The 14,094-nt window shown below is 72.5% G+C and carries 10 protein-coding genes and 1 CRISPR repeat array; of the genes, 3 read left to right on the forward strand and 7 right to left on the reverse strand.

The window, feature by feature from the left end:
* Nucleotides 1-228 precede the first annotated feature (228 nt).
* Nucleotides 229-2,409: an AAA family ATPase gene (locus OYE22_RS19580; RefSeq protein ID WP_277324216.1), complete on the reverse strand. Its 2,181-nt coding sequence runs from the start codon at nt 2,407-2,409 to the stop codon at nt 229-231.
* A 564-nt stretch (nt 2,410-2,973) separates the two neighbouring features.
* Here OYE22_RS19580 and OYE22_RS19585 point away from each other — a divergent pair.
* Nucleotides 2,974-3,216, forward strand: coding sequence for a hypothetical protein (locus OYE22_RS19585; RefSeq protein ID WP_277321617.1), 243 nt, complete (start codon nt 2,974-2,976; stop codon nt 3,214-3,216).
* Nucleotides 3,217-3,449: 233 nt separating this feature from the next.
* Here the strand turns inward: OYE22_RS19585 and OYE22_RS19590 are convergent, their stop codons facing one another.
* From OYE22_RS19590 to OYE22_RS19610, 5 genes are all read right to left on the reverse strand, one after another.
* On the reverse strand, nt 3,450-5,099 hold the full coding sequence (locus tag OYE22_RS19590) for a DNA repair helicase XPB (RefSeq protein ID WP_277321618.1): 1,650 nt from the start codon (nt 5,097-5,099) through the stop codon (nt 3,450-3,452).
* A 316-nt stretch (nt 5,100-5,415) separates the two neighbouring features.
* Nucleotides 5,416-8,409 carry a helicase-associated domain-containing protein gene (locus OYE22_RS19595; RefSeq protein ID WP_277321619.1) on the reverse strand — a complete coding sequence of 998 codons (2,994 nt, stop codon included), beginning with the start codon at nt 8,407-8,409 and terminating at the stop codon, nt 5,416-5,418.
* Between the two features lie 111 nt (nt 8,410-8,520).
* A CRISPR array of direct repeats spans nt 8,521-9,517; the repeat unit is 21 nt; unit sequence CCCCGCGCGCGCGGGGACCAG.
* Between the two features lie 335 nt (nt 9,518-9,852).
* Nucleotides 9,853-10,137, reverse strand: a complete 285-nt coding sequence (locus OYE22_RS19600) for a hypothetical protein (protein ID WP_277321620.1) — start codon at nt 10,135-10,137, stop codon at nt 9,853-9,855.
* 5 nt (nt 10,138-10,142) lie between these two features.
* Entirely contained in the window at nt 10,143-10,574 is a 432-nt protein-coding gene (locus tag OYE22_RS19605) for a hypothetical protein (protein WP_277321621.1), read from the reverse strand.
* Nucleotides 10,571-10,990, reverse strand: coding sequence for a hypothetical protein (locus OYE22_RS19610; RefSeq protein ID WP_277321622.1), 420 nt, complete (start codon nt 10,988-10,990; stop codon nt 10,571-10,573). The genes OYE22_RS19605 and OYE22_RS19610 overlap by 4 nt, the downstream gene beginning before the upstream one ends.
* Nucleotides 10,991-11,091: 101 nt before the next feature.
* On the opposite strand from OYE22_RS19610, the gene OYE22_RS19615 reads away from it, so the two are divergent.
* The gene (locus tag OYE22_RS19615; RefSeq protein ID WP_277321623.1) at nt 11,092-12,357 is read left to right on the forward strand and encodes a helix-turn-helix transcriptional regulator; all 1,266 of its coding nucleotides are present in this window, start codon (nt 11,092-11,094) and stop codon (nt 12,355-12,357) included.
* Nucleotides 12,358-12,366: 9 nt separating this feature from the next.
* A complete protein-coding gene (locus tag OYE22_RS19620) occupies nt 12,367-12,681 on the forward strand; it encodes a 4a-hydroxytetrahydrobiopterin dehydratase (protein ID WP_277321624.1) in 315 nt (104 codons plus the stop codon).
* Between the two features lie 55 nt (nt 12,682-12,736).
* On the opposite strand, the gene OYE22_RS19625 is transcribed toward OYE22_RS19620, so the two are convergent.
* Nucleotides 12,737-13,954, reverse strand: a complete 1,218-nt coding sequence (locus OYE22_RS19625; protein WP_277321625.1) for a helix-turn-helix transcriptional regulator — start codon at nt 13,952-13,954, stop codon at nt 12,737-12,739.
* Nucleotides 13,955-14,094: the final 140 nt, after the last annotated feature.

A 14,094-nucleotide genomic window follows, 5' to 3' on the forward strand; every position in this document is an offset into this window, starting at 1 on the left:
GTCGCCAGCAGGGCCGTTCGCCGGGCCGTCCGAGAAGCTTCACCCGCCGCGCTGTCCGACGCCAGATCCGCCAGCCGTAACCGGCCGTCACCGCTCACGCGGACACCCCCGAAGCCCCGCACCCTGACACTTGGCACAACCGGCACATGGTCACACGCTGTTGAGCAGTGCGCAACGCTGGGCTCGCACGGCGCACGGGACCTGCGCCCCACCCGCCCCGACGTCGCCCTACACCCCCACCCCACCCTCCCCCCGCGCGAGTTCCGTCGGTAGCGGCTGCGCGTGGACGATGGTCAGGCCGGAGACGGCGCGGGTGAGGGCGACGTAGAGGCGGCGCAGGCCGGTGCGGTGGGCGGGAACGCGGGGGGCGTCCGTGGCACCGGCCTCGCCCGTGGCATCGGTGGTGGCCGGTCGCGTCGTCGGGCCGGTCAGCAGCGGCTCGCCGGCCACCACCGCGGCCGGTTCGTCGAGGACCACGTAGTCGTACTCCAGGCCCTTGGCGAGCGAGGCCGGGACCAGGGTGAGGCGGGCGTCGGCCGTGGTCTCCTCGCCGGGGGAGAGGTAGCTGAGGCCGGCCGACGTGAGGACATCGGCGAGGGCCGGGACGCGGGCGTCGGCGGCGATGAGACCAATCGACCCTTCCTGAGCCAGGGCGCGTTGGCAGGCCGCGACCACCTCCGCGTCGAGCGCCGCGCTCCCCTCGCCCGCGTCCTCCGTGGCCACCCGGTGGAACTCCAGCGAGCCCGGGGATTCCCGGACCGAGGTCGCCTCCGTCAGGTCAGGGGCGATCGAGGGCAGCAGCCGCGAGGCGTACGCGATCACCTCGCGCGGCACGCGGAAGCCGCGCGTCAACTCTTCGACCCTGGCCTCCGGTTTGCCCAGGTGGTGCAGCGCCTCGGCCCAACTGCCGGTGGCCCACGGCGTGGTGCCCTGCGCGATGTCGCCGAGGATGGTCGCCGAACCCGTCGTACAGCGCCGGCCCACCGCGCGGTACTGCATCGGCGACAGGTCCTGTGCCTCGTCCAGCACCACGTGCCCGAGCGAGGGCGTGCGCTCGATGAGGTCGGCCGCCTCGTCGATCAACACCGCGTCCGCCGCCGACCACTTCGCCGACTTCGGGCCACGGGCCGGCTTCTCCCACAGCAGCGTGCGCTGCTCCTCCTCGGTGAGGATGCCCGCCGCGTGCTCGGCCAGCGCGTCGGCGTCCGACAGCAGCCGCAACACCAGCTTGGCCGGGTCGACCGCCGGCCAGATCTCCTTGACCGCCGCCTTCACCGCCGCGTTGCGGGCCACCGCGTCCTGCACCCGGTCGTCCGGGGCCTCGCCGGACTGCTCCATGCGCACCAGTACGGCGTGCGCGATGCGCTGCGGCAGCGCCGCGCGGGCCGCCCCGTACCGGATGTCGCGGGCCAGCAACTCCCTTACGATCTCCTCCACCTCGTACGCCGGCACCCGCCACCGGCGCGAGCCGCGCACCACGACCACCGACTCGCGCGGCATCCGCACCCCGGAGCGCAGCGCGCGGCGCAGCACCTCGGCCATGCGCGCGTCGCCCTTGATCCGGGCCCGCTCCGCGCTGTCCGTGCCGCGCACCTCCACGTGCGCCACCAGGTCGGCCACCGTCGCCTGCTTGACCTGGAGTTCGCCGAGCGCCGGCAGCACCTGCTCGATGTAGTGCAGGAAGGACTGGTTGGGGCCGATGACCAGGGTGCCGGTGCGGGCCAGCCGCTCGCGGTGCGCGTACAGCAGGTACGCCACCCGGTGCAGGCCGACGGCGGTCTTTCCGGTGCCGGGCGCGCCCTGCACGCAGACCGTGCCGCCGATGCCGGCGCGGACGATCTCGTCCTGTTCCGGCTGGATGGTGGCGACGATGTCGCGCATCGGGCCGACGCGCGGACGCTCGATCTCGGACTGGAGGAGCCTGCTGGTGCGCTCGTCGCCGTCGGCGTCGGGGCCGCTGAGCGGCTCGTCCTCGTACGCGGTCAACTCTCCGCCGGTGTAGCCGAAGCGCCGGCGCAGTACGACGTCCATCGGCTTCTTCGGGGACGCCTGGTAGAAGGGTTGGGAGATGGGCGCGCGCCAGTCGATGACCATGGGCTCGCCGTCGGCGTCGTGCACGTGCCGGCGCCCGATGTAGAACCGGTCGCCGACCTCGTCCACCGTGCTCCCCGGGGCCGGCCGGTCGGCCGGGGCGGGCGCGGCGGGCGTCTCGGTGGTGTGGTGGTCGTGCCCGTAGTCGAGGCGGCCGAAGAACAGCGGGGTGTCGGACAGGTCGGCGAGCGCCTTGATCCGCTCGTCGATGGTGTGCCGCAGCGACTCGGCGCTCACCCAGTTCCCGGCCGTGTCCCGGGTGTCGAGCGCCTCCGCGTCCTGACGCATGGCCCGCAGCGCGGCCCGCGAGGCGGCCAGGTGCGCGCGCTCCCTGGCGAGCGGCCCACCGCCGGCGGCGTCGGCCTCGTCGGCTCCACCCGTGGCGCTGGTGCCGCCCGAGGTCGGTTCGGGTGGTTCGTCGGCGCTGGTGGGCAGGGGTGCGGCGGGTTGCTGGGCGTGCGACGGCACGGTGTGGCCTCCGGCTGTTGTACGAGGGCGTACCAAGCGCGCGTGGACGCCCGCGTGCGCCGACGGGCGCGCGAGGGCGCACGTCGGCGTACGGCGCCTACGCGCGGATGTGAGCGAGGACCGCCCGGTTTCCGTCCGGACGGCGGCGCTCCCTGGCGGTGAGGGAGGCGGGGAACCCGGCATGGCCGGGGAAGAGCGAGAGTTTAACCACGAGGACAGGCGGACGCGACTGGTTTTTCACGGGGCCGGCCGCGGTTCCCCCGCTCCGGCTCGGGTGCGGGCGGGACGGGAATCTCAGGGTCGGTCTCCACCTCCCGTAGGGGATGCCATAGGACCGCAGGGGGAGGGGCGCCCACCGACGTTTACATCGGCAGGCCGATGCCCGAGCCGCTCGCGGAATCGATGATGGAGTACATGAGCATCGCGACCATCACCTCAGCGCCCCTCGCCCCGACGACCAGTGGCTACGGCTCCGCCCCGGTGAACCCCGGGTCGACGGCCGCCTGTGCCACCGCCTCCACGCCGCGCACCGGCGAACTCCCGCGCTCCCGCCGCCCGCTGGGCACCGCGCTGCACGCGGTGCGGGCCTTCGCGGGCGCCGCGTTCAGCGTGGCCGTGCTCGGCGACTACAAGGACGCGGGCGTGAAGAAGAAGTAGCCCCAGCCGACCCTTCCGTACCCGAGCCTCCCGTACCCGACCGACCTGTACCCGACCGCCCCGTACCGACCGGCCTGCCCCTACTCCCGCCGCGACCGCGACCACCGGCCCACGAACCTTCCGCACAACACACCCTCCTACGGTCCGCCGCGCACAGCCCACCTCACACCACCCGCCCCCACGGCGGCCTCATGACGACCCTACGGTGACCTCATGAGGGACCCACGACGACCTCACGCGTCCTCGTCCGCGAGGAGTTCGCTCGCGTCGACGATCCGGTACGCGTAGCCCTGCTCGGCCAGGAACCGCTGGCGGTGGGCGGCGAAGTCCTGGTCGATCGTGTCGCGGGCGACCACCGAGTAGAACCTGGCCTCGTGCCCGTCCGCCTTCGGCCGCAGCACCCGCCCGAGCCGCTGGGCCTCCTCCTGCCGCGACCCGAACGTGCCCGAGACCTGGATGGCCACCGTCGCCTCGGGCAGGTCGATGGAGAAGTTGGCCACCTTGGAGACGACGAGGACGGACAGCTCGCCGGCCCGGAAGGCGTCGAACAGCCGCTCCCGCTGCGCGTTGGTCGTCTCACCCTTGATCACCGGAGCGCCCAGGTGCTCGCCGAGTTCGTCGAGCTGGTCGATGTACTGCCCGATGACCAGCGTCTGCTCGCCGTGGTGCCGTTTGACCAGCGCCTCGGTGATCCGCCGCTTGGAGTCGGTGGTCGCGCAGTAGCGGTACTTCTCCTCGGCCTCGGCGGTCGCGTACGTCAGGCGCTCGCTGTCGGTCAGGTTGACCCGCACCTCGACGCAGTCGGCGGGCGCGATGTAGCCCTGCGCCTCGATCTCCTTCCACGGCGCGTCGAAGCGCTTGGGGCCGATGAGCGAGAAGACGTCCGACTCGCGGCCGTCCTCCCGTACGAGCGTCGCGGTCAGGCCGAGGCGGCGGCGCGCCTGGAGGTCGGCGGTGAACTTGAAGACCGGCGCCGGCAGCAGGTGCACCTCGTCGTAGACGATCAGCCCCCAGTCGCGGGAGTCGAACAGCTCCAGGTGCGGGTAGAGGCCCTTCCGCTTCGTCGTCAGCACCTGGTACGTGGCGATGGTGACCGGCCGGATCTCCTTCCTCGTGCCGCTGTACTCGCCGATCTCGTCCTCGGTGAGCGAGGTGCGCCGCACCAGCTCGTGCTTCCACTGCCGGGCCGAGACGGTGTTGGTGACCAGGATCAGTGTGGTCGCCTTGGCCTCGGCCATCGCGCCAGCGCCGACCAGCGTCTTGCCCGCGCCACAGGGCAACACGACCACGCCGGAGCCGCCGTGCCAGAAACCCTCGACGGCCTGCTTCTGGTACGGGCGCAGCGACCACTCGCTCTCGTCCAGCTCGATCGGGTGCGCCTCGCCGTCCACGTACCCGGCGAGGTCCTCGGCCGGCCAGCCCAGCTTGAGCAGGGTCTGCTTGATCTGCCCGCGCTCGGAGGGGTGCACCACGACGGTGTCCTCGTCGACGCGCGCCCCGACCAGGGGCTGCACCTTCTTCGAGCGCAGCACCTCCTCCAGGACCGGCCGGTCGCTGCTCTCCAGGACCAGCCCGTGCGTGGGGTGCTTGAGCAGGCGCAGCCGCCCGTAGCGGGCCATCGTCTCGGCGACGTCCACGAGCAGGGCGTGCGGCACCGGGTACCGGGAGAACTCCACGAGCGCGTCCACCACCTGCTCGGCGTCGTGCCCGGCTGCCCTGGCGTTCCACAGGCCGAGCGGGGTGACCCGGTAGGTGTGCATGTGCTCCGGCGCGCGCTCCAGTTCCGCGAACGGGGCGATGGCCCGACGGCAGGCGTCGGCCTGATCGTGGTCCACCTCCAGGAGGAGTGTCTTGTCGCTCTGGACGATGAGGGGTCCGTTCACGTTGCCTCGCCCTTTCCGCTGGTGACCGGTTCCACTGGTGACCGGCTGGCATCGGCGACCACCCGGGCCGCCCTGGACCGCGCGAGCGCACCGCGTGGGCGGCGGCAGGTACGGCGTCCGGGGGCCGCCGCGCGATGGGCGGCCAAACAGCCAGTGTCGCTCATCGGGGCGGGGTGCCGGGGTGGCATCGGTCACGCGGGAGTGGGGGGCCGCTGGGGCGGGCCGCTCGGGTGGGCCGTCAGCGGGGTTCCACGGTGGCGGTGGCCCGCCGCGCGGAGGTGGGGCGTCGGGCGGGGCCAGCGGGGGTCCCGCCGGCTCACAACGCGTCGTCGGCCAGTTCGGCGACGCCCGTGATGCGGTGCAGTGGGTAGGTGCGGACCTCGTCGGCGGTGTGGTCGTACCCCGTGACGAACCCGCCCTCGACCCGCACCGGGGCGATCACCCGCTGGCTGGCGGCGCCGTCCGCGTTGACGTAGCCGATCCACACGGCGGAGCCGGTGAGCGCCGCCGCCTGCATGGTGGCCAGGGTCTCGGCGGACGTGGTGCGCGGGAGCCGGCCCGCGCCGGTGGCCGCCGGGGCGGGCCGGTCGGCGGCCGTGCCCGGGGCGGCGTCGGGGGTGGCGTCAGGGGTGGCCTCGTCGCCGCTCGGCGCGGCCGGCTTGTGCGCGGCCGTCGCCGCCAGGTCGCCGGCGCGGATCGCCCGTACCGCCGCGTGCAGCAGCGTCTCGTCCGGCACCGGCGGACCGTCGGGCACGGGGGTCGGCGCGGAGCGCGGCGGGGTGCGGTACGCGTCGGCCCGCGTCACCAGCACGTCGCCCTCCACCGACTCGGCCGCGGGCGCGTACCCCATCTCGCGCAGCCGCTCCAGGAGCACCGAGGGGTCCGCCTGGGCGGCCAGCACGGTCGGCGCGAGCCGGCGCAACCGCAGCCCCGACGAGCGCCGGTCGGCCAGGATCTCGGTGAGCAGCGCGTCGTCGTCGCAGCGCACGTACGCGGAGGCCGCGCCCACCCGCAACTGGCCGTGCCGGCGCGCGACGTCGTCGATCAGGTACGCCAGCGGCTGCGGCACCGGCGTACGGGAGTGCTCGGCGAGGAAGGCGTGCAGGTCAGCGGCGGTGCGGCCGGTGTCGAGCGCGCGGCGTACGGAGGTGGGCGTGAAGCGGTAGACCGTCGCGCCGCCCTTGGACTCGACGTCGGCGAGGACGCCGAGCACGTCGGCGAGGTGGCGTTCGAGCGGCCCCGGCGCGACGGCGGTCAGGTCGGCCTGGAGGAGTACGTGGTCCAGCGGCTGGGGGAGCAGCGGGGCCAGCAGTCGCGCGGCGGCGGCGCCGGAGGCCGCCAGTTCGGCGGGGGTCGGGGTGGCCTGTTCGCTGGGGCTGGTGTGCTCGGTGGGACCGGGCTGTTCGGCGGAGTCGGGCTGTTCGGCGGGTGCTTCGGCCGTCGGGGTCGGCTCGGGCGTCGGGGTCGGCTCGGGCGTCGGGGTCGGCTGGGGCGGCGCGCTCGGGCCGATGAGCGCGCGGCCGTGCGCCGCGAGCGCCCCGCGACCGGTCACGCCGAGTTCCTCCGCCTCGGCGAGCGCCCAGCGGGCGAGCCGGGAACGCGGGTCGTCGCCCGGGGGCGCGTCGGCCCCGGCCGCGCCCCGCAACGGCCGCTCCCACGCCAACCTGGCCAGCAACGCGTCGGCCGGCACCGCGCCCCCGGCCGGCAGCGATGCCAGCAGCCCGAGCACGCGCCGGCGCACCTCCGGCGCGGCACCCCGGTCCAGATCGGGCCCGAGCGCCGCCAGCGTGCGCCCCTTGGCGTCCCGGCCACCGACGAGCCCCGGCGTACGGGTGGCCACCAGCCAGGCGGTGGCGAGCCGGGCCCACCGCTGCTCGGCGGGCAGCCGCAGCCACTCGTCGTACGCCGGCGTCGGCGCGAACCGCTCGTCCGCCTCGCCGTCCGACGCCAGCAGCCCGGCCGCGTAGGCCAGCTCGATCCAGAACGCGGCCATCGACTCCGGTACGTCGAGTGCGCCGGCGGTCCGCTTGAGGTCGCGCACGCTCAACCCGCCGGCGCGCAACACGGCGGGCCCGCCGCTCTGCCACTCGGTGAGCAACTCCTCCACCGTCGCGAGCGCCGTGTACGCCTGCCCGGCCGCCGCGCTGTCCACAACCTGTGTACGCCGCTCGGCCAGCGGCGTGAGCGGTGGCGGCACCGGTTCGACGGTGCGGTGCGCGCGCCCGCCGCGCAGGTGCAGCGCGACCTCGCGCGGCAGGACGACGTTGCGGGGGCCCGCGGGCAACAGGAGGCCACGGGCCAGCAACCAGCGCAGGTGCGGAGCGGGGCCGGAGGCGGCGTGCGCGGGCTCACCCTGTGCGGTGGCGTGCGCCTGCGGCGCGCCGGCTGGCCCGAGGTCGGGGTGTGGGGCCTGGCCCAGGCCGTTCTCCGCCGCGGCCGTCTCGGCGGTGGCGGCGGACACGGAGCCGTACGGCGGCCCCCACATCAGCTTCCGCAACACGGCGCGCGCCTGCGGCGGCGCCTGGTCGAGCAGCGCCGCCATCCGCGTACGGTCGCTGAACAGGCTGGTCAGGGCCGCGACAGCGGTCACGGGATCATGCGTGGCCGGCAACCCCGCCGCGGCGATGACCTCCTGCAACCGCCCGGGCGACATCCCCGCCGTGGCCTCCGCGACGGTCGGCCCGAGCCCGGTGGGCGATGGCCTGGCGGCGGCGGGCGCGAGCAGTTCGCGGGCGGTACGGATGAGGCGCAGCCGGTCGTCCCCACCCCACACCAACGCCTGCCGCCGCAACGTCGCCACCGCGTGGGGCAGGGCGGCGTGGATGTCGTCGGGGGACGCGGTGGTGGGGGCGGTGCCTGGCTTTTCGCTGGTGCTGATGCCGGACCGTGAGGGCGAGTCCGGGCGCTCGCCGGCGCCCGGGCTCAGCGCCGGGGGCGCGTGCGGGTCGGCGTTCGCGCCGGGGCTCGGCTCCGGGAGCGTGCCCGGGTCGCCGGTCAGCAGGTCGCGCAACGTCTCGTACGGGCACGGGTCGGGCGCCACGGCCAGCGCCTCGGCGACCTGGAGCGCGAACCGGTCCAGCCGCTCGACGGCCCGTACGACCGACGCCCGGGTACCCGCCCTGGTGGCGAGCTGGGTGAGGTCGTTCGGCACCGGATTGAGCAGGTCAGGCCGGGCGCGCAGCAACAGTTCGAGCGCGCTGTCGGGGCGTCCCCGCAACTCTTCCGCCAACGTGCGCGGCGCCCCACGGGCGCCGTCGCGCTGCCCGGCTCCCCGGGTCCTGCGTGCCGCTCGATCCCGCGAGGTGGTCATTCGGACCACGGTACCGGGTGGGCGGCTGCCGCCCTATGAGTCACGCAACGCGGGGCGGGTGGCACGAGCGGGGCTTGATTGAGCCTCGGGTGGGGGTGGGGTGGGTTCGTCGTCCCTGTGCGCGGGGACCAGTCGGCGACGACCTTGTCGGCGGCCACGACCCGGGGACCATCCCCGCGCGCGGGGACCAGCAACGGCGCCAGGAGCCCACCCGTCGCGACTTGGGACCATCCCCGCGCGCGGGGGGACCAGGAGCGCGACGCCTTGGCCGCCAAGGAGCGCGAGGGACCATCCCCGCGCGCGCGGGGACCAGGTCGAGCCGAACCGGGTCACCGCCAAGCTGGCGGGACCATCCCCGCGCGCGGGGACCAGCACCCCCGGGCGGGTTGATGTAGTTCACGAGGGGGACCATCCCCGCGCGCGCGGGGACCAGGCGACCAGCGCGCACGCGCTGAACGCCGGCGAGGGACCACCCCCGCGCGCGCGGGGACCAGAGCGTCGAGGGCAGGCTCGTCAGGGTGGTGCTGGGACCATCCCCGCGCGCGCGGGGACCAGACCGAGTGCCGCGCGGGCAAGGTCAGCGTGCTGGGGACCATCCCCGCGCGCGCGGGGACCAGCGCCACCATGACGCGGGACCAGGACCAGGACCATCCCCGCGCGCGCGGGGACCAGCACCCCGGCGACCGCAGACGGCCCCCGCCAGCGCTTCACGGGACCATCCCCGCGCGCGCGGGGACCAGGTGCACTCGGCGTACCTCTGGAGGGCGGCCCGGGGACCATCCCCGCGCGCGCGGGGACCAGCCCGACACGGCCAAGCTCGTGACGATCCACGTGGGACCATCCCCGCGCGCGCGGGGACCAGAGGGCAAGCGGTGAACTTCGCGTTCGTATGCGGGGACCATCCCCGCGCGCGCGGGGACCAGGCGGCCAGCCACGCGGCGCTCTTGTCGTACCGGGGACCATCCCCGCGCGCGCGGGGACCAGCCGCCGATGCCCGCGCACCCGCCGGCCACCGCGGGACCATCCCCGCGCGCGCGGGGACCAGCCCGCAGACGCCTCCCCGGCCACGCCCGAAGCGGGACCATCCCCGCGCGCGCGGGGACCAGAGCAATTGACCTGCGGGTTTATCGCGCGACACCCCAGTTTTTTGCAACTTCCGCGAACTCCGACCTATCGCTCAAACTCGGCAGATCGCCCACAGCGCCCCCTTGCTGGCCAGGCTTCACAGACTAGCTGCGCTCGCACACGCGACGCTGACGTACAGGAATGCTGGACCGCCAACTCACCAGCCACGCCAGCCACGCCGCCCCCGTTCGCAAGGCGGCACAGCCAGCGTCACCCCCGGCCCCCCGCCCACCCGCCAACCGCACTCCCCACCCGCAGGTGCCAGCACCCAACACCACAGCACCCGACGCGACAGTCCGGACCGTCTCTCCACCCCGCCTACGGTCCAGCACTCGGCCCGATGTCCTCGGCGGGCGTGACCAGCCACCGCAAGGTCACATGAGCGGTGTAGCGGAAATGGCGGCCGTCGGGATGATCGCGGGCCGCGTGGCTCGTACACCAGCGCTGAGCCTGCTGGTGCTGGCCGGTGATGGACTCCGACGGTTCGGGTTCCGGGGACTGGTCGGCGCAGGTGAGGCATGTGGCGCGGACGGTGTACGGATCGGCCGCCGGATCAGGAGCCAGGCTCATCTCCACGTAGCGGTAACGGCGTCGGTGGGTCATGGCGGTTACCGGTTGTTGCGGGGGCCGTGGGCGGCGTGGACAGCGGGGGTGAGGGCGGCGGCGAGGTAGGCGGGTTCGGTGAGGTAGCGGCCGGACCAGTTGTGCGGCACGTACCAGTGCAACCCCGGGCCCGTACGGCGGTGCGCGGGCGGGATGCCGACGTAGTGCGTACCGGACCTGGCCGGGAGCACGGCCACGTGGGGGTGCAGGCGCTGCCAGTGGATGAAGTCGTGTGCCTCACCCGGTGGTAGGAGCCAGTACGTGGAGCAGGTGTACGGGTCCACGATGGCCGCGCTCTCATACGGGCCGCTGAGGATGGGGAAGGCCCAGCGGGCGGTGGCGGCGTCGGTGCGTACGGCGTCCCAGTCCCGGCCGGCGGGCAGCAACGAGACGGTGTCACTGCGCGGCGGGCACCAGTCGAGTCTCGTGTCCGTCATGACGCTGGCCGCCCGGGGCGCGAGTTGTTCTGAACGGCTTCGAGTGCGGCGAGCAGACGGACGCAGTCGGTCAACAGCCGCTGGGCGTCCGGCTTGACGCGCCAGTACGTGGTGCGCGTCCGCGCCATGCCCGGAACGAAGATCTTTCCCTCGTCGCCCGTCGTGTCCGCCTCGGGCGGCAGGGCACACTCCTCGGCCGAGCCGAGCGGAACGAGCCAGGTCATGGTGTGTACAAGGTCGTCCTGGATGACGGCGCCACTTTCCTCGCCGAGTTCGGCCAGTACACGGTTGCCCAACCAGGTCGGCAGGCTGATGACGTCCCAACCGTGCTGACCGATGGAGGACCAGTTGACGCCCTCACCGGGCGGAATCCAGGCTCGCGGCCCGGAGGTGAGCTGCGACGAGTCCACGACCATCACGCACCCCATTTCCCTTACTCAGAAGACCAGTTCCGCTGATACAACTGGAGGGAGGAGTCGCGAGACAGGGCAGCGGTGGGGGCCAGGTAGGGGCCAGCATGGAGCGCACGACCATTGGCGAGCGGATGCGACAACGTCGGTCCGAACTCGGCTTAGGGCAGGGCAAGCTTGCGGCCAAGGCCAACCAGTTGGCTGGGTTGACGTCCGGGGGCCTGACCCGGAACGAGATCAGTCGGTACGAGCGAGGGCTGCGCACCCCACACGACTGGCTCCCGTTCCTCGCGCGGGCGCTCGGCGTGTCGCCCCACTGGCTGACGGGCGCACCCGTTCCTGCCTCGTTGGCCCTCACGGATGCTCTGACGCGGTTCGAGCAGCACGTCGGACTCGGGCTAGACAGGCGCACGTTTCTCGCCGATAGCAGCGGCCTCGCACTCACCGTGATTCCCACCGGTTCACCTCCGTCGCGCGCGGTGCCACCGGAGTGCGTCGGGTATTTCAGGAACCAACTCCGCGAACTGTGGGCAGCCGACGCATCGCATAGCTCCCATCGAATCGTGCCCTCTGCCCTTGCACACTTCCGAATCGTCGCGCATGTGGCATCTCTCAGCCACGGAGGTACCCGAAAGGGGCTCTGGGCGGTGGCTGCGGGATTCGCTGGTTTGATCACGTGGCTTCACCAGGACGTTGGAAAACTCGATCAGTCGACGGTCTGGGGAATACGAACCCTGGACCTGGCGCATCGATCTCACGACAGGCAACTCGTAGCCCATGCATTGGCCAACCGCGCCATGGTGGCCATGGATGACGGTGACGGACCGACGACGATCGAGATGGCTTCGGCGGCTCTGGCTGACGAGAGCCACCTCTGTGCCAAGGTGAGAGTGCAAGCGCTCCAGCAAGCCGCTCACGGGTATGCGTTGGTTGGTGATCGCACTTCCGTCGATCGGCTGCTCGACAGAGCCGGCGAACTCGTCGGGCACATCGATGACGACTACGCGTGGGGCAACGCGACAAGGACACCGCTCTACCTGGAAACCCAGCGAGCCACCTGCTACAGCCGCATGCGGCTTGGGTCGGAAGCCGTGCGGTTGTGGGACCAGGTCGTTCCTGGCGCGCAGTGGCGGAATTCCGGTGCCTTCACCGCACGACGGGCGGCTGCACTAGCTGACAGCAGACAACCGGAGGAATCGGTGGAGGGCCTGGCAGCGGCCATTCGAGTAGCGGTACAGGTCGATTCGGCCCGCCTATGGCAGGAATTGCAGCTGACCTGGGAACGGCTGGCACCTTGGCACGATGCCCCCGTGACCGATGAGGTGCGCGCACTACTCGCTCATTCAAGCCTGCGCATTAACCATCGAGATTAGGAGAGGCATATGGCCGAGCGTGACCCCCTGACGGCGGAAGAGGTCAAGGAGAACCTGGCGGACTGGGCGGGATGGTCCGGCGATACGAGCCGCATCTCGAAGACCTACCAACTGGACTACTACACAAGTATCGAGGTCATCAACGAGGTAGCGGAAGCCGCCCAGCGGCTCCAGCACCATCCGGACATCGACATTCGGTGGGAGCGGCTGCATTTCAGCATGACCACGTACACCGCTGGCGGTGTGGTGACGCCGTTGGACTTCAAGCTTGTCGCGGATATCGAGCGGATCGCCGCAGCACACGGCGCGACCACGGCGGCGTAACGCGCCATAGTCGCCGTCATCATCGACCATCGATCAGTGGCGTGAGGACTCGTACCTACCCGTCGACGCCCAGCCGGGCGGCCAGCCCGACAACCGGAGCGTCACGGCGCGTGGAGCGCTCGCGGAGTTCGCCGGTGAGCCGGCGCGTTGTCGCGTGGTAGCGCATCCATTCCGGGGCGGCCTGCTCTGCCGTGAGTAGCGCCCTGGCCGACGAGGCGTCCTGGTGGAGTTCCGCGTGTGCGAGGGCGAGATCAACGTAGAACCTGGCCCGCCAGGTAGGGGGTAGGGAATCAATATCGGGAACGGTACGGGCGGCCTGGATGGCCTCGGGGGCCTTTTCCATTTCCACCAGGAAATTGACCTTGGCCACCCCGGCGTTCGTCGGACCGAACGGCGTCGCGTAGACCAGTTGGTCCGTTCCGATGCGGGCGGCGGCGGCCGAGGCCATGTTGAGCAGGTCCGTTACGTCGTCGCGACGTTCCTGCCGTACGACGGCGGTTGCCGCGCGGAGGATGAGTACGCCCCACAGAGCGAGTTCCTTCGGCGCGGACCGGAAATTCGGCTCGATGGCGGCGGCCCGCTTCAAGGCCACCGCCTCGGCGTCCGCGAGGCGCCCCTGCTTGGTGAAGACCCAGGACAGCGTGGACAACGCGAGGGTTTCGAGATGCGGATCGTCGCTCTGCCGAACCGACTGCATCGACCGCTCTATGGCCGTGAAGGCCGCGTCTTCCTTGCCCAGCGCGGCCAGCGTTGTCGCCGCCACCTGATAGGCGACGGCCAGTACGGAATGCGCTGCCGCCGCATCGGCTCCGGAGGAAGCGTGGGCCGCCGCCCGGGCGTCGTGGATCAACTGGGGGAGTAGCGCCCCGATTTCCCCGAGACGCCCCTCCCGTCGAATGCCGTCAGTGGAATGGAGGGAGGCGCGCAACGCGGCGATGCTGGGCGGATCTTCCGGGTCGTTCTCGCCGTCGAACAGGTCGTACACCGGCGAAATGGCTCGCCGGAGGGCCAACACGGAGGGTAGTTCCGCGTGGGGGTCCGGATTCTCGAAGGTGGAAGGCTGGCCCACGAGGTAGCTCGGCTCGGTATCCAGTGCCCGGGCGAGGGAATTGATCGTGGCCAACCGGGCCGTCCGACGTCGCCCCTGTTCCAGTTTGCGAATCACGTCAACGGAGGCCCCAGCCCGTTCGGCCAGGCGCTCCTGCGTAAGACTGCGCCGAATCCGCAACCGGGCCAGCCGGTCGCCCATCCCCAACTCGAATGAAGTGCTCATACGTTGCTCCCGTCGCAGGGCCCGGAATCCACGGTACGCCGACGCGCGCTCACGTCATCCGTGATGGAGTGTGCCGCTGCCCTCATCTCGTACGGTGACAATCGCCCCCGCCGGCAGGTTGGGCTGGTGGACTGCCGTCG

Source organism: Streptomyces sp. 71268, assembly GCF_029392895.1.
GTDB lineage: Bacteria > Actinomycetota > Actinomycetes > Streptomycetales > Streptomycetaceae > Streptomyces.

Excerpts from the sequence above, each read along its gene's own strand:
- OYE22_RS19585 (WP_277321617.1), top strand. The coding sequence starts at position 2,974 with ATGAGCATCGCGACCATCACCTCAGCGCCCCTCGCCCCGACGACCAGT.
- OYE22_RS19595 (WP_277321619.1), bottom strand. The coding sequence starts at position 8,409 with ATGACCACCTCGCGGGATCGAGCGGCACGCAGGACCCGGGGAGCCGGG.
- OYE22_RS19600 (WP_277321620.1), bottom strand. The coding sequence starts at position 10,137 with ATGACCCACCGACGCCGTTACCGCTACGTGGAGATGAGCCTGGCTCCT.
- OYE22_RS19605 (WP_277321621.1), bottom strand. The coding sequence starts at position 10,574 with ATGACGGACACGAGACTCGACTGGTGCCCGCCGCGCAGTGACACCGTC.
- OYE22_RS19610 (WP_277321622.1), bottom strand. The coding sequence starts at position 10,990 with ATGGTCGTGGACTCGTCGCAGCTCACCTCCGGGCCGCGAGCCTGGATT.
- OYE22_RS19615 (WP_277321623.1), top strand. The coding sequence starts at position 11,092 with ATGGAGCGCACGACCATTGGCGAGCGGATGCGACAACGTCGGTCCGAA.
- OYE22_RS19620 (WP_277321624.1), top strand. The coding sequence starts at position 12,367 with ATGGCCGAGCGTGACCCCCTGACGGCGGAAGAGGTCAAGGAGAACCTG.
- OYE22_RS19625 (WP_277321625.1), bottom strand. The coding sequence starts at position 13,954 with ATGAGCACTTCATTCGAGTTGGGGATGGGCGACCGGCTGGCCCGGTTG.